The organism is Dyella sp. (assembly GCF_036568765.1).
Lineage (GTDB): Bacteria > Pseudomonadota > Gammaproteobacteria > Xanthomonadales > Rhodanobacteraceae > GSA-30.
On sequence record NZ_DATCRY010000318.1, the window covers coordinates 1 to 20,802 of the forward strand.

Annotated in this window: 18 protein-coding genes; 8 read left to right on the plus strand and 10 right to left on the minus strand. The window is 61.1% G+C overall.

Annotation, left to right across the window (positions count from 1 at the left end; translation table 11 throughout):
• Positions 1-410, minus strand: a 410-nt coding sequence (locus tag VIM98_RS19985) for an AbrB family transcriptional regulator (protein WP_331994858.1), incomplete at its 3' end; no start/stop codon positions are given.
• 98 nt (positions 411-508) lie between these two features.
• Here VIM98_RS19985 and VIM98_RS19990 point away from each other — a divergent pair.
• The 6 genes from VIM98_RS19990 (at position 509) to VIM98_RS20015 (ending at position 9,102) form a co-directional block, all read left to right on the plus strand.
• Positions 509-1,126 carry a helix-turn-helix domain-containing protein gene (locus VIM98_RS19990; RefSeq protein ID WP_331994859.1) on the plus strand — a complete coding sequence of 206 codons (618 nt, stop codon included), beginning with the start codon at positions 509-511 and terminating at the stop codon, positions 1,124-1,126.
• A 1,208-nt stretch (positions 1,127-2,334) separates the two neighbouring features.
• Positions 2,335-4,386 (plus strand): poly-beta-1,6 N-acetyl-D-glucosamine export porin PgaA, encoded by a 2,052-nt coding sequence (pgaA, locus tag VIM98_RS19995; RefSeq protein WP_331994860.1) that lies wholly within the window; start codon positions 2,335-2,337, stop codon positions 4,384-4,386.
• A gap of 3 nt (positions 4,387-4,389) precedes the next feature.
• A complete protein-coding gene (gene pgaB / locus VIM98_RS20000) occupies positions 4,390-6,255 on the plus strand; it encodes a poly-beta-1,6-N-acetyl-D-glucosamine N-deacetylase PgaB (protein WP_331994861.1) in 1,866 nt (621 codons plus the stop codon).
• 2 nt (positions 6,256-6,257) lie between these two features.
• Positions 6,258-7,508, plus strand: a complete 1,251-nt coding sequence (pgaC, locus tag VIM98_RS20005; protein WP_331994862.1) for a poly-beta-1,6-N-acetyl-D-glucosamine synthase — start codon at positions 6,258-6,260, stop codon at positions 7,506-7,508.
• A complete protein-coding gene (gene pgaD / locus VIM98_RS20010; protein ID WP_331994863.1) occupies positions 7,505-7,954 on the plus strand; it encodes a poly-beta-1,6-N-acetyl-D-glucosamine biosynthesis protein PgaD in 450 nt (149 codons plus the stop codon). Before pgaC ends, pgaD begins: the two co-directional genes overlap by 4 nt.
• Positions 7,955-8,085: 131 nt before the next feature.
• Entirely contained in the window at positions 8,086-9,102 is a 1,017-nt protein-coding gene (locus tag VIM98_RS20015; protein ID WP_331994864.1) for an alpha/beta hydrolase, read from the plus strand.
• A 117-nt stretch (positions 9,103-9,219) separates the two neighbouring features.
• On the opposite strand, the gene VIM98_RS20020 is transcribed toward VIM98_RS20015, so the two are convergent.
• The 5 genes from VIM98_RS20020 to VIM98_RS20040 all read right to left on the minus strand — a co-directional run bounded on the left by VIM98_RS20020 (position 9,220) and on the right by VIM98_RS20040 (position 16,135).
• Positions 9,220-10,095 (minus strand): LysR family transcriptional regulator, encoded by an 876-nt coding sequence (locus tag VIM98_RS20020; protein WP_331994865.1) that lies wholly within the window; start codon positions 10,093-10,095, stop codon positions 9,220-9,222.
• Positions 10,096-10,578: 483 nt separating this feature from the next.
• Positions 10,579-11,757, minus strand: a complete 1,179-nt coding sequence (locus tag VIM98_RS20025; RefSeq protein ID WP_331994866.1) for a class I SAM-dependent rRNA methyltransferase — start codon at positions 11,755-11,757, stop codon at positions 10,579-10,581.
• Positions 11,758-12,159: 402 nt separating this feature from the next.
• Complete coding sequence (locus tag VIM98_RS20030; protein WP_331994867.1) at positions 12,160-13,734, minus strand: M56 family metallopeptidase; 1,575 nt, start codon at positions 13,732-13,734, stop codon at positions 12,160-12,162.
• Complete coding sequence (locus VIM98_RS20035; RefSeq protein ID WP_331994868.1) at positions 13,731-14,111, minus strand: BlaI/MecI/CopY family transcriptional regulator; 381 nt, start codon at positions 14,109-14,111, stop codon at positions 13,731-13,733. Before VIM98_RS20035 ends, VIM98_RS20030 begins: the two co-directional genes overlap by 4 nt.
• Before the next feature lie 155 nt (positions 14,112-14,266).
• Complete coding sequence (locus tag VIM98_RS20040) at positions 14,267-16,135, minus strand: alpha-amylase family glycosyl hydrolase (RefSeq protein ID WP_331994869.1); 1,869 nt, start codon at positions 16,133-16,135, stop codon at positions 14,267-14,269.
• Between the two features lie 166 nt (positions 16,136-16,301).
• Between VIM98_RS20040 and VIM98_RS20045 the strand changes: the two genes are divergently transcribed.
• Both VIM98_RS20045 and VIM98_RS20050 read left to right on the plus strand, forming a co-directional pair.
• Positions 16,302-16,715, plus strand: coding sequence for a response regulator transcription factor (locus VIM98_RS20045; RefSeq protein WP_331994870.1), 414 nt, complete (start codon positions 16,302-16,304; stop codon positions 16,713-16,715).
• A 108-nt stretch (positions 16,716-16,823) separates the two neighbouring features.
• Positions 16,824-17,360, plus strand: coding sequence for a DUF4199 domain-containing protein (locus VIM98_RS20050; RefSeq protein WP_331994871.1), 537 nt, complete (start codon positions 16,824-16,826; stop codon positions 17,358-17,360).
• Between the two features lie 318 nt (positions 17,361-17,678).
• On the opposite strand, the gene VIM98_RS20055 is transcribed toward VIM98_RS20050, so the two are convergent.
• The 4 genes from VIM98_RS20055 to VIM98_RS20070 all read right to left on the minus strand — a co-directional run.
• Positions 17,679-18,422: an MHYT domain-containing protein gene (locus tag VIM98_RS20055; RefSeq protein WP_331994872.1), complete on the minus strand. Its 744-nt coding sequence runs from the start codon at positions 18,420-18,422 to the stop codon at positions 17,679-17,681.
• A gap of 35 nt (positions 18,423-18,457) precedes the next feature.
• Complete coding sequence (locus tag VIM98_RS20060) at positions 18,458-19,210, minus strand: 4-vinyl reductase (protein ID WP_331994873.1); 753 nt, start codon at positions 19,208-19,210, stop codon at positions 18,458-18,460.
• A 483-nt stretch (positions 19,211-19,693) separates the two neighbouring features.
• Positions 19,694-20,101, minus strand: coding sequence for a hypothetical protein (locus tag VIM98_RS20065; protein WP_331994874.1), 408 nt, complete (start codon positions 20,099-20,101; stop codon positions 19,694-19,696).
• A gap of 406 nt (positions 20,102-20,507) precedes the next feature.
• Positions 20,508-20,802: GNAT family N-acetyltransferase (locus VIM98_RS20070; protein WP_331994875.1), on the minus strand; the 295-nt coding region annotated here is incomplete at its 5' end.

The following is a 20,802-nucleotide window of genomic DNA, read 5'->3' on the forward strand; positions in this document are numbered from 1 at the left end:
ATGGCGGTGGCGGCACCGGGGCTCGACCCCCAAAGAGCTGCCGTGCCCGGCAGCACGCGCAGACGTGCCAATACCCAGCCAAGCACGCCGCTGGCGGCGATCACCGCCAGCACACCAATGATAAACAACGGCCAGTGACGCCCGATTTCGCCGACGATCGACAACGGCAGCGCGCGGGCGATCATGCACCCGACCAGGCTTTGCGATAGCACGAAGGCGGCAGGGGGCACCTCGATGCCGCCGCGGATGCCTGCCACAGCGATCCCCGCGAGCATAGGGCCCAGCAGCAGCGCGGCGGGCAGATGCAGCGCCAGCAGGGCGCCGCCAAAGAGTAGAGAGAGGGCAATCAGGGCCAACCAAGTCAGGGTGGGCCGTGGTGGCGTCGTGCCAGAGAGATCCTGGGCGCTCATGGAGATAGTCCGAAGCGGGAGAAGGTGTGCCGGTGCTGGCTCCACCAGCGATGCCGGGATAGTATGCGAGGGTGCCTTCGCAAAACGGATTGTTGAGGATGCCCTCGCAAAAGTCAAATTCCAACCCTGCCGAGCCGGCGCGCGCGCCCAAGCGCGAGCGCGGTCACCTGCGTGTCGCCGCCATCCTGGACGCGGGCGCCGAGGTGTTCGCCGAAAAGGGCTATCAGGCAGCGACCATGACCGAGATCGCCGCACGGGCCGACACCGCCATCGGTTCGCTCTACCGCTTCTTTCCTTCCAAGGAGGTCCTTGCCGATGCGCTGTTGGATCGCTACGCGCAGCAGGTCGTGGCGGCGTTGACCGAGTTGCGCGAGCGCGCAGCCGGTATGGACAGCGCGACGCTGGCTGAAAGATTGGTGCAGTTCATGCTCGCCCTGCAGGACAAGCGCCAGTTCGTGCTGGTGATTCTGGATGCGCGCGAGGGTAGTCGCCGACTGGCATTTCGCGCGGCGATGCGCGATGGCATGGCCAACGTATTGTTGACGGCCATGCCCGCATTGATGCCCGACAAAGCCGAGGCGATGACGCCCGTACTGATTGCTGTGCTGAAAAACGTCACCACGTTGGCGTTCGCGGAAAGCGATGCGGGGCAGAGCTATCTTGCCGAACTGCACGACATGCTTCGCGCCTATCTGCAGCAAGCCGCGCGTGCCTGATGGTTCGATTGCACTATTCGAAAAAATCGGTGTGACGATCGAAAAACATCGTGCGACAAGCGGCCACGTGTATGGCATGTTTTCTCCGTCGTTCGCATGACCGGATTGAACCTCTGCATGCGAACGACGTAGCTGCACCAAGCAGCTTTAGAGCGCGGGCCGCATGGGCGTAGGACCCCACACGACCCGCTGACCACAACCAACACTACGAGTTGATGATGGCTATCAGCGATCTTACGACATACGCACGCCTCAAGAATCATCGTGAGGCAATCTCCGGCTCCAAACTCCGCGCTCACCCCACGGATCAACGACTCGCTCAATTGAATTGCGCGATGTTCGCCGTTGTGCGGGTCATGGCGCAGGGCGTGGCCGAACGCGATGGCGCGCGACGGCAAGCAGGTGTTCACTCCCACCTGTTTGACACGCGCACTGTCGATGGCTTGTCGCTCACGCTGTATTTCCTGCGCGAGCTGGCAGATGCATGGTGTCGTCCTCACACGGAGGGCCCATGCGCCTAGCGACGGCGTCGATCACGGGGTCGTGGTTCCCACGACCCCCAACGCAGCCCCACCTGTCTTGTAAGAACGACTTCAGGGAACCTCTAAAAACCTCGCAATCGCCCGAACATAGCGAAAGCGGATCCTATCGTTGTGGGAGCGACTTCAGTCGCGACAAGGACTTGCGGTGAGGCACGGTTGTCGCGACTGAAGTCGCTCCCACAGAAAGCAAGTTTTTATCGGGGGCTTCGCGCTGAGGGGACGGCGCCTCTAATGCATTAAGCGCCCAGGCATTGGATCCGGCGTTCGCCTGGGATGACGAGTAGGAAGGGGTTTTAAGAGGTCCCCTGAAGTCGCTCTTACAAGACGGTGGAAGTGACGCTCCCTTTCCCTTGGCTCTGCCGGGGAAGAAGAGGTAAGCCTCGCACGTAAAAGCCAAGCTACTTAAATGTGATATGCATCACATGCGGCAAGCCGCATATCGACGAATTGCCGACATTTCCCTCCGCAGGCTAGCGACCCATAAGTCTCTGACGCGGCGTTCACGCCGCGCCTCGCGGTGCCGGCGTGCATAAAAGGGGGAATTCCTTGGCATAGAGCTTGCTCACTGTGTTCCTTACCAGACGATCGGCATTGCCCTCGGGCCGTGTCGATTGCGTCCAACTCACCTCCCGTCGCGCGTAGGGCGGGCAAAGCATCGGATAAGGCATGCAGACGGCTTCACATCGGCGACGCGCATGGATGGCACTGGCCATGGCGATGACGCTGCACGGCATAAATGTCGCACGCGCGACCGATGGGCTCGCTGAGCGCGATGGCCTGTTGGCACGCGCGCGCGCCGAGCGCGACGCCGGCCATCGTGTCGATGCGTTGGCGCTCTGCCAGCAGGTATTGGCGCGCTGGCCGGCCGATCGCGATGCACGCGAACTGCAAGTGCGTTTGCTTTCCGACTTGGGCGCATCGATGCGCGCGAAGGAACTGGCCGAGCGGCTCGACCCGCCACCGGACGCAGTCCAGCATGCCGAGCTACAGGCGGATGCCGCCTCGCGGCTGATCCGTTGGGCAAACGGTGAGCCGGCTGACCCACGTCAGCCCTACGCCGAAGCCGATCGCGCCGTGGCGGCCGCACGCCAATTGATCGACGACCCGGCCACGCCAGCGGATGTACGCGCCCGCGCCCGCCTCGACCTGATCGTCGCACTGGATCAGGCCGGCCGTCCGGCCGAGGCCCTGGTGGAATACGAGTCGCTCAAGCGCGCCGGCACACGGCTGCCCGCCTATGTGGAGCGCGCCGTGGCCGATGCCCTGCAGCAGAAACATCGTCCGCGCGAAGCGGCGGCCTTGTACGAAGACAGCATCGCGCAGGATCCGGGCCCCTACGATGGCGCCGAAACGGACCCGCGCATCGGTCTGATGTATGCCTATCTCGATGCCGGCGAGGCGCGCAAGGCGCTGGACATCATCGATAAACTCGCGGCGAGCGAGCCGATGTGGCGGCAAGTGCCGGGCGTGCGCGGTGCCATGCGGAATCCGCGCAAGGTCGATGCCGACACCAACGCGGCGGATCTGCGCCAATACGTAGGCATGACCGAGCAAGCCTACGAACGCCTGCGCAAGCTCAGCGCCGAAGCGCCGGCCAATGCCGCATTGCGCCGCGAACTGGGCCTGGCCGAGCTCGCGCGAGGCTGGCCGCGCCAAGCCGTACAGACCCTGGCGATAGCCGGCACGCTCGACGAACGCGACATCGGCGCCGATCTCGGCGAAGCCGAGGCCCATCGCGCACTCTACGCATACGACAAAGTCGAAGCGGATATTGCCGACGCCGAAGCCATAAGCGATCGCAGCGCCCGCGTCATCAATGCGCGCGATAGCTGGGAGCGCACGCGCGGCTGGCAGTTCGATATCGCACACGACCAGGGACGCGGTAACGCACCCGATTTCGGCGACCGCGACCAGGAAACCCAGGCGACCCTGGCCAGTCCGTTGCTCGACGATCACTGGCGCGTACTTGCCTTGGCGCGCAGCGATTCGGCGGCGTTGCCCGAAGGCGATGTGCGGCGAGACCGCCTCGGCCTGGGGTTGCGCGGCTATGCACGCGGCCTGGAGTTCTACGTGCAGGCCCTGCCATCGGTCGACAAGTATGTCGGACGTACCGCATTGGAAACCGGTGCCAACTGGGCGGTCAGCGATCATTGGTCGGTGGCAGCCGACTGGAGCACGGCGGGCGACGATGTACCGCTGCGTGCGCAGTACTACGGCATCACCGGCAAGACGCTCGGCGCGGCCGTGCAATGGCGTCGCGACGAACTGCAATCGGCCCGCTTGAGCCTCTACCGCGATCGTTTCACCGACGGCAACCTGCGCAAGGGTTGGAACTTTAGTTTCCTGCAGCGCCTGCACACGGCACCGAACCTGAGCTTCGACGGTGGCGTGGAACTCGGCGGCTCCCGCAATAGCTTGATCGATCGCCCGTATTTCAACCCTTCCAGCGATCGTTCCTATGCGCTTACCGGTCGCCTGGAGAACCTGCTCAGCCAGTATTACGCACGCAACTGGACACAGCGCATCGATGTGGCGGTGGGCCGTTATAACGAGCGCGGCTATGCGTCGGACTGGATGTTCAGTGCGCGCTACGGCCAGTATTTCCAGCCGCAGTTCGGTTTGCGCTTCGGTTGGGGCCTGGCCTGGCACAACCAGCCTTACGACGGCCGGCGCGAATCGCGCGTCGTGCTCGACTTGACGATGCATTGGGGAGAGTGACCGATGCGTCGCCTGCTTGCTTTGCTCCTGTTGTCCATGGCCGCAACCGTGCAGGCCGCACCGAAAGTGCCTGTACGCCCGGCGTTGATCGTGCTGGCCTATCACGATGTGCGCGACGATGTGAATCCGCTCGGCGACCGCGATCCGGATGCGATCAGCACCGATCACCTGATTTCGCATTTCGATTGGCTCAAGGCTAACGGCTATCGCATCGTGAGCCTGGACGATGTGCTCAAGGCCGAGCAGGGCGTACGGCCCTTGCCCAAGGATGCCGTGCTGCTGACCTTCGACGATGGCCTGGAAAGTTTCTACACGCGCGTTTATCCCTTGCTGCGTGCGTATGACTATCCGGCGGTGGCGGCGCTGGTGGGTTCGTGGATCGATCTTCCTGCTGGCAAGACCATGCCTTACAACGGCGGCATTGCCTGCACCCGCGATTGTTTCCTGAGCTGGGATCAGGTGCGGGAGATGCAGCATTCCGGCCTGGTCGAGTTCGCCTCGCATACCTGGGCGATGCATGAAGGCATCCAGGGCAATCCGCAGGGCAACTCGATGCCCGCTGCGGTGACATTGCGCAACACATCCAGTGGCTACGAAAGCGAAGCCGATTACACGGCACGCATCCGCGCGGACCTACGCCACAGCGCGGACGAAATCGCCGAGCACACCGGCAAGCATCCGCGTGCCATCGTCTGGCCCTACGGTGCCTATACCCGTGTGGCCACGAAGATCGCAGCTGACGAAGGCATGCCGGTATCGATGAGCCTGGGCGATACGTTGCCGACACTACAGCCCGGCCGCACCGTTCCGCGCTTGCTGGTCAGCGGCAATATCACCGCCAATCGGCTGGGCTGGTTGCTGCGCCATCAGGCGCGCATCGATCCCGTGCGTACGGTGCAGGTGGATCTGGACTATGTCTACGATCCGGATCCGGCACAGCAAGAGCGCAATCTTTCGGCGCTGCTCGATCGCATCAAACGCCTGCAGCCCAGCCAGGTATGGCTGCAGGCGTATGCCGATCCCAATGGCACGGGCGTGGCCGAAGCGGTGTACTTTCCGAACCGTCACCTGCCCATGCGCGCGGATCTGTTCTCGCGTGTCGCATGGCAATTGCGCACCCGCGCCGGCGTACGCGTCTATGCATGGTTGCCGGTGCTGGCCTTCCGCTTCCCGGATGCGCCGGGTCTTCCCGCGCTGGGCTGGGGTAAGGGCGGCGCGCATGGCGACGTCTATCGGCTGGCGCCCTGGGATGCGCGCGTCCAGCAAAAGATCGGCGACGTCTACGAGGACCTGGCCCAGCACGCCGATGCTGCCGGCCTGTTGTTCTCCGACGATGCCATCGTGCGCGACAGCGACAACCTTGGCCCCTGGGCCGACAAATCGCCAGCGCAGCGCACGGCTGCGATGATCGATTTCACCCATGTGCTGACCGAGCGCGTCAAGCGCTGGCGGCCGCAAGTGCTCACCGCACGAAATATCTTTGCCGCGCCCATCCTCGACCCGAAGGCCGAGGCCTGGTTCGCGCAGAGCCTGCCGGCTTTCCTCGCCGGTTACGACATGACCGCCGTCATGGCGATGCCGCAGCTGGACAAACAGCCGGATAGCGAAGGCTGGTATCGGCGTCTGATCGCGCAGGTTGCCGCCACGCCCGGCGCGCTGGAGCACACGCTGTTCGAGCTGGCGACCTACGACTGGCAAACCAGGCAACCCATTCCCGACGAACTTGTCATCGAGCGTACGCGTCAGCTGCAAGCCGCTGGCGTGCGCCATGTGGGCTATTACCCCGACGATTTCATCAAGGATCATCCGAAGCGTGAGGCAATCCGTCCGTCGATTTCGATCTCCGATTACCCGTATCCGGCGAAATGACGATGAACGGCAGCTTCCAGCACGCCCTGCTCGATTTCGCCTTTTTCTACCCGCTGATCATGTCGTTGATCTGGATGAGCGGCGGCGTGATCTATTTTCTGCGCTGGGAACGCAAGGAGCCGCAGCGCGTCAAGCCGCCGGCGATGGGTTCCTATCCGATGGTCACGCTGGTGGTACCTTGCCACAACGAAGGCGAGCAGGTGCGTGAGACCATCGCGCACCTTGCCGGTCAGATCTACCCGGACTTCGAAATCATCGCCGTCAACGACGGCTCTACCGACGACACCGGCGAGCAGCTCGATCAGTTGCTGGAGCAATATCCGAAACTGCGAGTGATTCATCTGGCCAGCAATCAAGGCAAGGCGATGGGGCTGCGCGCCGCGGCACTGGCGTCGCGTGCGGAATTCCTGGTCTGCGTCGATGGCGATGCGCTGCTCGATAGCTATGCAACGCAGTGGCTGGTGATGCACATGCTCGAAAGCCCGCGCGTGGCCGCGGTCACCGGCAATCCGCGCATCCGTAATCGCTCCACCTTGCTGGGCAAGCTGCAGGTGGGCGAGTTCTCCTCGATCATCGGCCTGATCAAGCGCGCACAGCGCGTGTACGGCCGCATCTTCACCATCTCTGGCGTGATCGCCGGGTTCCGCAAGAGTGCGCTGCACGACATCGGTTACTGGAACACCGATATGGTGACCGAAGATATCGACGTCAGCTGGCGCTTGCAGATGCGTCATTGGGAAATTCGTTACGAGCCCAATGCGCTGTGCTGGATCCTCATGCCCGAAACCTTGCGCGGCCTGTGGAAGCAGCGTCTGCGCTGGGCCCAGGGTGGTTCGGAAGTGTTGCTGCGCTATGGCCTGCGATTGATGCGCTGGCGCCAGCGCCGCATGTGGCCGGTGGCTGCGGAATACCTGACCAGCCTGCTGTGGTCGTACGACATGGCGGTGATCGTGACGCTGTGGCTGCTCGGCCACATGATCGCGCTGCCGCCAGCCTTGCGCGTCGATAGCTTGTTGCCGGAATGGCACGGCGTGGTGCTCGGCGTGATTTGCCTGCTGCAATTCCTGATCAGCCTGCTGGTAGATCGGCGTTATGAAACGCGCATCGGCCGCAATTATTACTGGATGATCTGGTACCCGTTGGTGTATTGGATACTCAACACCGCCACATCCATCGTCGCGCTGCCCAAAGCCTTGCTCAAGCGCAAAGGCACGCGCGCGGTCTGGGTCAGTCCCGATCGAGGTGTCCGATGAAAGCCGAAGCCATCGTCATTCAACGGCCGGAGCGGCAGCGTCCTCTGCAACGCGCGCTGTTCGGCGTGATCACGGTGATAGCCTGGATCGCCTGGGCTTCGTTGTGGGTGCCGTTGCTTACCGCGCTGGCCTGGGCGGTGGGATTGGGCGATATCTATGTGCAACTCAACCTGGGCCATCCGCTCCAGAGCAGCGGCGACCTGGACATCGTGCTGTACTCGGCGCTGGTGTGCGTCACAGTCTTCCTGTCGTGGTCGCGCTACAACCACTGGCGTTTCTCCGGCCGGCAGAAACGGCGCGGCAATAACCCCGTAGGCCTCGCCGACGTGGCCAGGCGTATCGGCGCGTCGCTGGACACTGCCGAGGCTATGCAGGCACAGCGCCGCTCCGTCGTGCACTTTTCCGACGCCGGCTACATGGCCGTCCATCGGGATCCGGGCGGTTAAAAGGGCGGCGTTGCACGGCGCGCAACAGCCGTTGCGAAAATAGAAATTCCTCGAAGAAACCGTGGTTTCTAAAGTGTCGGTCAAGCCAGGACGCCTGGCTCCCCAAACCACACGTTGACGAGGAAATCGCCATGAACAAGCTCAAGATCCTGACCGCCGCCCTGGGCCTGGCCCTCTCCATGCACGCTGCCGCGGGCGAACTGGAGCCTTCCACCCAGTCTTTTATCGATGCGTTGGCTGCCAAGGGCGGCGAGCCGATCTACAAGCTTGCGGTGCCGCAAGCGCGGCAGGTGCTCGAAGACGCCCAGTCCGGACAGGTTGCCAAGGCCGCCGTCGACAAGCAGGATCTGAGCTTCAAGGATGCCAAGGGCAACGCCGTCTCTGTCACCGTTATCCGCCCCGCCGGCGTGACAGGGCAGCTTCCGGCCGTGCTCTACACCCATGGCGCCGGTTGGGTGTTGGGCAGCGAGAATACCCATGACCGTCTGGTGCGCCAGTTGTCGGTCGACGCACGTGCCGCCGTCGTGTTCGTCAACTATCCGCGTGCGCCGGAAGCAAAGTTTCCGATCCAGAACGAACAGGCCTACGCTACGGCCGAATGGATCGTCCGGCATGGTGCCGAGCACGGCATCGATGGCAGCCGCCTTGCCATTGCCGGCGATAGCGTCGGTGGCAATATGGCCGCCGCGGTAACGCTGATGGCCAAGCAGCGCGGCGGCCCGAAGTTTGTCTACCAGGTGCTGTTCTATCCGGTCACCGACGCCAACTTCGATAACGGTTCCTATCGCCAGTTTGCGCAGGGCCCGTGGTTGACCAAGCCAGCGATGGAGTGGTTCTGGAATGCCTATGTGCCGAATCCGGCCGAGCGCAAGAATCCCTTGGTGACACCGCTCAATGCGAGCATCGAGCAGTTGAAGGGCTTGCCGTCCGCGCTGGTGATTACCGACGAGAACGACGTACTACGCGACGAAGGCGAAGCGTATGCGCACAAGTTGATGGAGGCCGGCGTCGACGTCACCGCCACGCGCTATCTGGGCACGATCCATGACTTCGTAATGCTTAATGCGCTGGCCGATACGCCAGCGGCCAAGGAAGCGACGGCGCAAGCGGGGCGGAAGTTGCATGATGCCCTGTATCCGACGAAGTAAGCGCGGGAAGAGCCTCCTCTTCAAACCCTCTCTCCTGGCGAAGCCAGGGGAGAGGGAGCCGAGTGAGGCAAGCCTGAGTGCTTCGTATCTGCCTGGGCCGGGGCGAGGGAATGCCTCTCAATCCCAAACCCATCCAGCGGCAAATTCCACGAACCGTTTGGCCGATTCACCCAATCCTTTCCCGGCCAAATGCACCAGGCTCACCTCGCGCTCGATCGTCTGATCGCTGAAAGGCCGTAACTGGATACCCGGCATCAACGGCGAATACTCAGGCAGGAATGAAACGCCAAAGCCGCCGGCGATCATTGTCTGGATCCAATCTTCGCGCTCGCTGCGAAACGCCACCGGCAAGCTGAGCCCCCGCTGCTCGATTTCATGGAGCCAGTTGCCTTGATACTCGCAACTGTCGCGTAGCAGATGCGGTTCCTGCACCGCTTCGGCCAAAGGGATGCTCTCGCGTCCACCGAAGGGATGCCCCGCCGGTACCGCTACGCAAAACCGCTCGCGATAAAGCGCCTGCGTATCGAAACGCGCATCCTTGCCGGCCGGGAATGCCATGACCGCCAGATCCACTGTGCCATCGAGCAACTGCTGAGTCAGGCTGGCTACGCCATTATCCGAGAGCTGGATCTGGCAGCCCGGGCAGTGCTGCCGGAACTCGCCGAGAAAGCCCAGAAACCGTGCCGGTCCGATAGTGCACATCACGCCCACCTTGAGCGGGGCCTCTTCCATCACCAGGAATTGCTTGCTCGCGGCACGCGCCGCCGCCATGCCGTCGGCGATCTGCTCCAGGTGCGGACGCATCAACTTGCCGAATGCGGTGATCTTCACGCCATGCGTATCGCGTTCGAACAAGGGAGAGCCCAGTTCGTCTTCCAGTTTGCGCAGGCCGCGCGAAAGCGCCGGCGTCGTAACGAAGCATTGCGCGGCGGCGCGGGTGAAATTGAGATTGCGATACACCGCCAGCGCGTAGCGGATTTCGTGCGCTTCCATGTCGATACCTTTGTCGGCGCAGTCGTGCCTGGATGCCAAATATATCGGGAACCCGCGCGGACCAGGGTCTCGGGTACGCGGACGATGAATGCGCAGCCGGCCATATGCCTGCCGGTACGAGATTTAGGTCCCGGGAGCGGATTCCTTGCCCGTCGTCTCCTGCTTCACGGTATGCGTTGGCCGGCATTTACCGTTATCGCAGCCGATAAAGACGCCATAGGAGCCACAAGACGCGACGTAGCCTGTGCTGTTTCCCCCTGAAACATTCCAGCCAGTCCGTCGGCGACCGACATGCCGCCTGCGGGCGAAAGCGGCACAGGCGACCGCTGTCTGCTGGCCAATCGTGCGTGGCGGCGAGAGGTCGGTCAAGTTGGCTCGGCTACCGAGCTGAGTCGGTACCGTGTCGCCTTGCCGACCCCGGAAGCTTTTCCTGGTTGGCGCTATCGACGCCCTGGCGATGGCCGCCATCGTGCTCGGCCATGCTTAAACTTTTCGCAAGAGCAATCCCTTCAGGTAATCGCCTTCCGGGAAATTCACGGACACCGGGTGATCGACATCGGCGGTAAACCGCCCGATCGACTGCATATCGGCCTTGGCATCCCAGGCACTGCTTGCTACCACTTTCTGGAACAAGTCAGCGCTCATGCCGCCGGAACAGGTGAAAGTCGCCAGATAGCCGCCCGGTCGTAGCAACTTCATAGCCCAGAGGTTGATGTCCTTGTAGGCGCGCGATGCGCGCTCCACGTGCTGCGCCGTCGGGGCGAATTTCGGCGGGTCGAGTACGATCACGTCGTAGCTGCGTCCTTTGTCGCGCAACAAGCGCAAATACTGGAAGACATCGGCTTCCACCCATTCCGCGCGGTCGCCGGGCAGGTCATTCAAGCTCAAGTTGATGCGCGCGGCCTCGAGAGCATCGCCCGAGCTGTCTACCGATAACACCGATTTCGCTCCGCCACGAAGAGCGGCCAGCGAAAAGCCGCCCGTGTAGCAGAAGCAGTTCAGTACGTCCGCTCCGCGCGCAAGCTCGCCGATGCGTTGCCGATTGGCGCGCTGGTCGAGATAAAACCCGGTTTTTTGCCCGGCGGCGACATTGACCCGATAGCGAAGGCCATGTTCGACGATATCTGTGTCCGTCGGCATGTCACCGCGCAACAGGCCGCTGCGTTGCGGCAATCCTTCCAGTTCCCGCACATCGGCATCGGAGCGTTCATAGATGGCACGCACGCCGGTAAGCGCTTCGAGCTCGTCGCAAAGCACATCGCGCCAAGCTTCCGGACCGGCCGAGAGCAACTGCAAGACAAGGACATCGCCATACCGGTCGACGATCAATCCGGGCAGGCCATCGGATTCGCCATGGACCAGGCGCATCGCATCGCTTGCGGCATGCATGCCGGCGCGAAGCTGGATAGCCCGGCTCAAGCGGCGGTGGAAAAAATCCCGGTCGATCGTCTCGCGTTCGTCGAAGCTCCAGAAACGGAGCCGGATCTGCGACTCGCCGCTCCAGGCCGCCCAGCCAAGAAAGCGGCCGTTGCTGTCCAATACCTTGACGGTCTCTCCGGATGCAGGCGTCCCCGCCAGCGGCATCAGCGCGCCGGAAAACAGCCAGGGATGACGATGCAGGGCGGATTTCTCCCGACCGGCTTTGATTTTTGCAACGTGCATGATAGTGATTCCGGGCGCTACGAGAACTCGCATTACGTGGCGTAATGTCGAGCAAGCCGGAATTGTCGCAAAAAAAATACTGTCTTGCCGGGCAGTGCCGATCGAAGTTCAGGCAGAGAGAAATCTTCGAAGGCATCTATCTTGTAGGAGCGGCTTCAGCCGCGACACCCAGGAACGTCACGGCCTGTCGCGGCTGAAAGGAAACCTCTAAAAACTGGCTCTTCTGTGGGAGCGACTTTCGTCGCGACGATCGTGCCTTATCGCAAGTCCTTGTCGCGACTGAAGTCGCTCCCACAACGATAGGATCTGTTTTCGCTGTGTCCAAGTCATTGACAGGTTTTTAGAGGTTCCCTGAAGCCGCGCTTACAGAAAAGCACGTGACGCGAGCGGGTTCGCTTCTCGTCAGCTGTTCACGGGATGGCGATAGGCGCTGACAATTGTTCCGTTGTTATCCAGCAGAAGAAAGATGTCTTCGGTGCCGTCGCGATGCGCGACGACATAGCGATCCCAGCCGACATCGTTAACGCCGGCAAACTTGTAGGACAGGACGGGTCCGAGCTTCTCCAGATACTTCTCGCGGAACGGTTTCTGCTCCGCGCGTACCCGTACAAGATCCGCGCTCATGCCAGTGTTCTCGTCAGGATCGCTCAGCAAGAGCTGAAGTGCTTTTTCGCTGCCGGGAAACGGCTTCTGGTCGGCTACCCGTTTGGCCAACGCGCCGTCGATCCGATCGGCGATGGCCTTGGTGACGCGATCTGCCGTTACGGCGCGGCGTCCATCGACGTTTCCGACGAGCGCCTTGGTATATCCATCGGCATCTTTGAAGAAGTCGACCGTCGCATTTATTCCCTGGACGAAGAACTCGCTATCGCTCCGCGGGAACAGGTTCAACGGGCCTTTGAAAGCGACCTGGCCGCTTATACGAAGCACCAGATGATCGCCGCTGCGGTCGATGGCGATGGTCGATAGCTCGCTGACCTTGTAGTAACCCATATAACGATCGAGCATATCCGGACTTAACGCGACCGTTTTTCCGGCTCCTTTGGCGGCAGCGCCCGGCGGAGTGACTTGCGCCGCGACGGCCACGACGCCGACGGACAGACAGGCCAGGCCGAGCGCCCAGACACGCGCCCATTTTTTTGGCTTCAGAAGCATAAGCCTGATCCTTTGTTCGAGGAACGACACCGATTCGGACATCCCGGCAGCTACGCCCCTATGCGTCGAGCGATGCTGTCCTACTTCGATGAGGGTTTCGCAGTACTCATGCAGATTGTTGCCGCCTTGCAGGACGCGCGCGTCGCAATCCACTTCGACAGCGCGTCGCAGCCGGTAAAACTGCCACCACAGCGCGACGTTCCATGGCACTAGCACGACCAGAGTGAGCGCGAGAGCGAGAATGTGTGGATCGCGGGCTCGAATATGGGCGCTTTCATGCGCTATCACGTGACGCTGTTGTGCGGCGGGGGATCGTGCAACCCATGTCGGCACGACGATTTGTGGACGCAGGGCGCCAATGACCGCAGGGCCGACGTCTGGCGAGAAAAGCACTTCGGTGCCGCACAGAGTCCCCGCCTCCCAATGACGTTTCCGCCGATGAAGCGAGCCAGTCGTAACGGCGAACAGGGCGAACAGCGATACGGACAGCATCAGCCAGACGCGTTCGATCCATGTATCGATGGGCGAATCGATCGAGCTCTCGCCCATGGCGTCCAGATCGAACATGACCGTGGGCATAGGAATCGTGGTGGCGCTGCGCAGTGTCACTGTGTCGGCCTGCGCGGTGGCGCGGAGAGCCGGCGGAACCTGGATCGAAACAAAAGCGATCGCCACAGGAAGAACGACCGACAGCACCATGGCTGCGAGCCAGGCCCAGCGCGTTGCCCATCGGCGTTGCCTGGCCGCGTGCGCGCCGATGGCGGCGGCCATGCTGAGGAGCAGGGAGGTCAGCACCGCATAGGCCATCCAGGGCAGCATCATGGCTTCTCCTTATCCAGTCGTTCGGCCAGCAACTGGCGCATCCGCGCGATTTGTTCCTTGCTAAGCTTTTGATCGGTTACCAGATGCGTCAGAAGCAGTTCGGCCGAGCCTTTGAAGAGCTTGTTCGTCAGATGCTGCAGCGCATTTTTCTGTGCGGTCTGCTGCTTGATGGTGGCGTAGTACCGGTGTCCCCGACCTTCTTCTTCATGAGCGACATAGCCCTTGGCCTCAAGCGTGCGAAGTACCGTGAGCACGGTCGTATACGCCAGTTCGTCCTTCAGACGCTCGCGGACCTCGGCGACCAGCGAAGGCCCGTGATCCCACAGCACTTGAATGACGTCGGCTTCCCGGTCGGTCAGCGAGATCTTCATCGTCATGCATACCTACTTACTAGAGTCTTAGTAGAGCATAGACCTGCCGTTACATTTGTCAACTATAAGCTTAGTAGGTATGGCCGCATGCCGCCGGTTTGGCCGCCGAGTCTGCCTTGAGCTTGAATTTAAGTATTTGACTTATAAAAAGTCATGTGCGGTCATCGCTGTGCTGCTTTGCATATGACAAAGTCGAGCGCCGGCACATTGACCGCATAACTGCCGGTTGCAGCGCTATCGGGTTGGCATGCGCCGTGCAACGGCGTCCATTGTCGGGAGCCCGGTTCCACGATGACTCGACCTGACACTGGCGCCAGGCTCGTATTGAAGACGACCAGGACTTCCTCTCCTGACGACGAGAAACGAGAAATCGCCAGCAGCCCCGGCTCTTCTGCCGATGCGCGCGCTATCTGCCGACCCCGCTGAAGCGCTTCCTCGCTGGCGCGAATCCGCAGCATGCTTGCGATGCTTCGATAAAGCGGATGATGGGTATCGAAATGATCTTGGCCCTCGTTCGCTACCGAGCCAAGCAGCGGTTCCGATCGAAAGCTGGGGACTTGCGTCGGGAACATGTCTTCGCGGGAATCCTGGTCGATATCTCCCATCCCCGTAAAACCCTGTTCGTCGCCGTAGTAGATCGCGGGGACGCCACGTGAGAACAGAATGACGGCATAGGCCAACCGTACGCGGCGCATGACCTCGTCGAGCGACGCATGGGGCCTTGCTTCGCGTACAGCTCTGGCGAAGCGCATGACATCGTGGTTTCCGGTTAGCGTCACCAGATTCGCGGCAGTCGCCTCGCCATGGGCGTAAAGCACGTCCTGTTCGAATACATGGGCGATGCTTGAGGTCGGCCCATCCTTTGCGATGGCGTCGACGAGGGCCGACTGAAGCGCGAAATCGTTCACCGCCGGTAGGCCGGCGATCCGCGTGCTACGTGCCAGCTCTCCCGGCTCGAACTCCATCACTTCGCCGAAGATATGAAAGTTCGGGATGCCCTTCGCTTTGGCCCGCGCCAGCATGGCCGGGACGAACGCTTGCCAGAATTCCGGATTGACATGGCGTGCCGTATCGATCCGAAAACCGTCGATGCCGTAGTCGTCGATCCACTTTCCATAGATCTCGATAAAGCCCTGCAATACGCGCGGGTTTTCGGTAAATACGTCATCGAGTCCCATGAAGTCGCCAAACTGGGAGCTTTCGCCCTTGAAGGTCGACTCGCCTCGGTTGTGATAGTAGATCGGGTCGTTAAGCCAATCCGGTTTCTTTGCATGCAGTTCGGACGCAGGCACGTAGGGCGTGTATGCGTAACCCGGATTTGTCAGCCTGGCGAAGTTGCCCGTGGTGAGGAAAGGAGCCCGATCCCCCAGAAACCCCTGGTTGAACGGTTTCCCTGTGGACGCGTTCCGCGTGTAAGGAAAATCGGCACGAGAGCGATAAGTGCAAGCGCGACCTTGGCATTGGCGATACTTGATGACATCGGCGGTGTGGTTCACCACGATGTCGAAATAGACCTTGATACCACGCGCATGCGCCGCATCTACGAAGGCTTTGTAGTCGGCCCGGGTGCCCAGATGCGGATCGATGTCCGTGAAATCCAATGGCCAATAGCCATGGTAGCCGGCGGACATGGCGCCATCGGTCTCCTGTACCGCCTTGTTGCCGAAGACCGGGGTGAGCCAGATCGCTGTCGCTCCCAAACCCTGGATATAGTCGAGCTTTGAAACAAGGCCCTTGAGATCGCCTCCGTGATAGAACGCTTTGTCGGTGGGGTCGAAACCGGTGATCGAGCGATCGCCGGTCCGCGCGCCACGGTCGTTGCCCGGGTCGCCGTTTGCGAATCGGTCCGGCATGATCAGGTAAATGACTTCGCCTTCGGCAGGGCGAGCCCGTAGCGCTGCAAGCGATTCGGAAGGGTTCGTAGTCACGGGAGGCACATCGTCCGGTGCCGACGCATGCGCACTGTTCGCCACTGAGGTGCACAGCAAGGCAGCCGTCATGACGGCGGTGATTCCGAAGCGCTGATTCATCGTGCCCCCGAGCTTTCGTCTTTTGTCAGGACCCCTCATGCCAATATATCCGCCGCGAGTAGGCAAAAACGCTCAAGAAGGGCGATAGAACCCGCTTCGCATACGTATTCATGCCGTTTGCGGGCCGGCGTTAAGATATTGGGGCGCAGGGCGAGCGGAGGCGGCGATGTGGAAGCGGGTGGTCGGCTATGGGGCCTTGCTGGCGGCAGGTACGCTCGGCTTGCAATGGCTCGACTACCAGCGCCTGGCGCGAATGCACTCGGGCGATATTTATATATTCCTGGTCGCGGCGGTCTTCCTGGCGCTCGGCATCGTCCTGGGCGTGCGGGTCTTCGCCTCCCCGGCAGCACCTCCCTTCGACGGGAATCCAAAGGCGCAGGCAGCGCTGGGTCTGAGCGACCGCGAACTGGAGGTGCTGCACGAACTGGCGGCCGGACACTCCAACAAGGAAATCGCGGCACGCCTCCACGTTTCCCCGAACACGATCAAGACGCACGTGGCGCGAGTGTTCGAGAAACTGGGCGCGAAACGACGCACCGAGGCGATCCGCCGGGCACGCGAGCTGGGGATCGTGCCCTGACCCCTGGTCATTTGGGGTGAATCGCCCTGAATCACCCTTTCGGGCGATTGCCCGAGAGCGTCGAATCGCGGGCAATAGCGGCTCCAACACCATGAAAGGAGTAGCACCGTGTTACGGACCGTCCTGAAATACGGCACGATCGCCGGCCTGATCGTCGGCGGGTTCGAGTTCGTCACCTTCGTCGCGTTTTCGGGTATGCCGCCGATGAAGTACGGCATGCTGATCGGCTATACGACGATGCTGATCGCACTGAGCGCGGTTTTCGTCGGGATCAAGCGGCACCGGGATGTAGATCGGGGCGGGGTCATCGGCTTCTGGCAGGCGCTCGGGGTGGGCCTGGGCATCAGCTTCATCGCCGGCATCTTCTATGTGATCGCGTGGGAAGCCGTGCAGGCGATGACGCACATGGACTTCGCCAGCTCCTATGCCCAGGCGATCGTCGCAAGCGAAAAAGCCAAAGGTGCAAGCGCCGAGAGGCTGGCCAAGCTCAGCGCCGACATGGAAGCGTTCAAGATCCAGTACGCGAATCCGCTGTTCCGACTGCCGATGACGTTCGTGGAGATCTTCCCGGTCGGGGTGCTGGTGTCGCTGGTTTCGGCAGGGCTGTTACGCAATAGTCGGTTTCTGGCCGCACGTCGGGGCTGAGGCGTATCGGGCGGTTGCGTAATTCGCTCCCTCTCCCCTGGCTTCGCCGGGGGCTGGGGTGAGGGGGCAACCCCGCACGCAAAAGCCGCGCGAACGATTCGAACCATCCTTCAGTCGCGACTGAAGGGAGCCTCTAAAAACCTGTCAATGACTTGGACATAGCGAAAACGGATCCTATCGTTGTGGGAGCGACTTCAGTCGCGACAAGGACTTGCGGCGAGGCACGATTGTCGCGACGAAAGTCGCTCCCACAGAAGAGCCAGTTTTTAGAGGTTCCCTGAAGTCGTCCCTGAAGGCGAGCAAGCAAGGGCGCCGCGATCAGATCTGAATCTGCGCCCGCTGCTGTTGCCGCTTCAAGGTAATCATCAGCACCACACCCAGCAGCAACGCCACGATGAGGAAAATCGCGATACCGAAATCGCCACTGGCGATACCCGTCGCAGCTGTCTGGCCGCCGGCGTGCTGGATCTTCGCTGCCTCCATGCCAGTGTAATGCATGCCGCTCACGGCCACGCCCATCACCAGCGCGCTGGCTAGCATGGGTAAAGTACCGCGCATTCTGAAGGCCAACCAGAGAGCGGCTATCGATGCGATGACAGCAATGGCGACCGAGATGGCGACAATGTTCATGTCGTAGCTAAGAGTCGCCGGCATCTGCATGGCACTCATACCGGTGTAGTGCATACCGGCGACGCCGACGCCCATCAGCAGGCCGGCACCTGTGAGCTTCAAGGGCGTAAACAGGCCATTGCCGACGATGGCCAGGCCAATGGTGCAAGCGCCGATGCCGATAATCGCCGAGAGCACCGTAAGGCCTATATCGTAGGTCACCGGGATCGGCATCCTGCATGCGAGCATGGCAATGAAATGCATGGCCCAGATCGCTCCGCCGCCCATCGCCGCGCCTGCCGCAATAACGGCCTTGGTGCGCGCGGCTCCTGCAGGTGCCGCAGGAATCGCGATAGCCAATTGCAGTGCAGTAAACGAACCCAGCACCGATACCGCGTAAGACAATGCGGCGAGCAGTGGATCGAGTTCGCAATGAATCATGTGTTCGTTCATAGGTCCCCCTGAAGACCTGGTGATATCGCTCGTCGTTAATCGACCGGTGTAAACGTAAAGATGCATCGCGCCGCACCGAGATTGCGGCAAGCGGCTTCCTCGACGTCGAAGCTGCCCAGATGTCCCGGTTCGTTGAGCAGCCCTTCCAGGCAACCGCGCAGAAAGTGGCAACTCTTGCCGTGATGCAGGCCGTTGCCGCAAAAAGGGCTGTCCTTGACGATCAGCTTGCCGTCGACAAGCTCGCACGAACGCAGGCTGCGCATGGCGGGAAGAGCGATCTGCTTGACGGAGTCGGCGAGATTCAGGCGTGCCCCCAGCGAGTAATCGCGCTTGAACATCCACGCGCCCAGGCGCGTACCGGCATAGCGGGAAGCCTCATCGAGGTATTCGGGCGAAATTTCGCGCTCGAAGCCCACCACCAGCGGCAGCACTTTCGGAAAATGGCGCGCAAGTTCGGGTAGCAGAGCTTCGACTTCGCGCGCATAGGCCTCATCGGGTCGTGCCGCCGGCCTGGGCTTTTGCGCGGCATTGACCTGAGGTGCGCTGGCCTTGCCGCCGAGCACCGCCGACTCGAAGCTTTGCGCGAGCGGGTGCGTGCTCAGTTGCTCGCTCAATGCAGAAAGATTTCGCTCCGGCCCACGGACAGCCAATGTCACCAATACGCCTTCGCCACTGGTCGCGGTGCGTGGGCGTAACAGCGTGTAACCACAATTGATGACGATGCGCCCGAGCTCGACCAGCAAGCCTTCGCGCCGCTCGGCAGTAATCTTGAATTCGACGTCGATCATGGCGTGTAGCCTCCATGAGCCGTCGCGCGCAAGACACGGATCGCCGCTGGCGACCGTACGGTTCCATAACGCATAGGTGTTCCCCTGTCTTTTTGCGATGAGCCGCAGGCGCAATGCGTGACGCCAATAACAGGCCTGCGGAGCATCGATCCCTGTGCCGCTTGTTTTTTGCTGTGCAAGGCGATTGTAGCTGTATACAGAGGCAATTGCTTAAAAAGAGAACCGTGACACGCTTTATTTTTGTTATATCTGATCCAGAGTTTTGCAGAATAAGGGACTTTGGAAACGCAAAATCCTGCGATTGATTATAATACTTTGAATATATAGAACTTTGTGTTTTGCGGAGCTGGGTCGCTCGATGCGCCGCGATCTCAGGGAAAGGGACGTTTCGCTTCCGACCCCAGGCCCTATTTCCAAAAGTTACGGCGGGCCCACTTTTTCAGAGTGGTCCCGCCGCCGCGTGCCAATCGAGCGTGCAGGGCTTCAGGCCGTAGCGTTCTCGATCGCCTGCGACATGCCATCGATATCCGTCAGAAAGGGCAGGTGACCGGTCTGAAGCGAGACCACTTTTCGCACCGGAGTGCGCGGGATCATTTGCGCCTGGAAAGCGGGGCTGATGACTTGGTCCGCTTGGGTGGACACATAGATCTTGTCGACCCGGCCGAATCGCTCGGCGCTCACGCGAACGGGAGCGACTAACTGTGCTGCCGGTTCGTCAAGGATGAGATCCGGAAGCTTTGCCTTCAGCGGTGCGGGGCCACTGATAACCCAAATGAAGCATTCGTTTCGATTAAGAGCGAATACACAACGCTTGAAGAGAGGTGGCTCGGGTAGTTCGGACAGATATTTCGAGCTGATAAGTGGGAAGGATCTGCTGAGTTGATCAAACACGGTAATGCGCTTTGTTTCAACACGCTGTGTTGGGATTTTCTCATTCCAGCAGGCTCGGAGCCGAAGCGTGGTTTCACGCCGAAGGCAGGGAGAAGTCGATGGTTGAACACGAAGCAGAAGCGCACTACAGCTTGGTGGTGCGGTGATCGAAAGGGGGATCAAGGGATTACCATATCAACTCTTCTTCAGGCTGCCAGCTCTGCTGCGTGTGCCCAAATACAGATCGTCGGTTATGCCCTCTTCCTGATCCAGTAATGGAAACCTCGAAAAAATCTGCTTTTCTGTGGGAGCGACTTTCGTCGCGACGATCGTGCCTTATCGCAAGTCCTTGTCGCGACTGAAGTCGCTCCCACAACGATAGGATCCGCTTTCGCTCTATTCGGTCGGTTGGCAGGCTTTCGAGGTCCTAATGACGATGCGCACGCTCATTCGACGGGGTTGAGGCGACGTGAACCATGCGTAATTCTTCGCTCTTGTCGCCCGCAGATGGCTCAACCACAAATCCGGCACGCTCATAGAGTCTTATCGCATGGCTATTGGAGGGGTACACCCCTAGAACGACATTTACGCACCCTTGATCGTTTGCCCACCTTCGGACTTCATTCACTAGCGCATCGGCAATGCCCTGTCCGCGCGCCCATGGGGCGACCCAGGTGGAAAGAAGCTCGACACGTTGGTCGTCTATTGCCGTCGCGCTAATC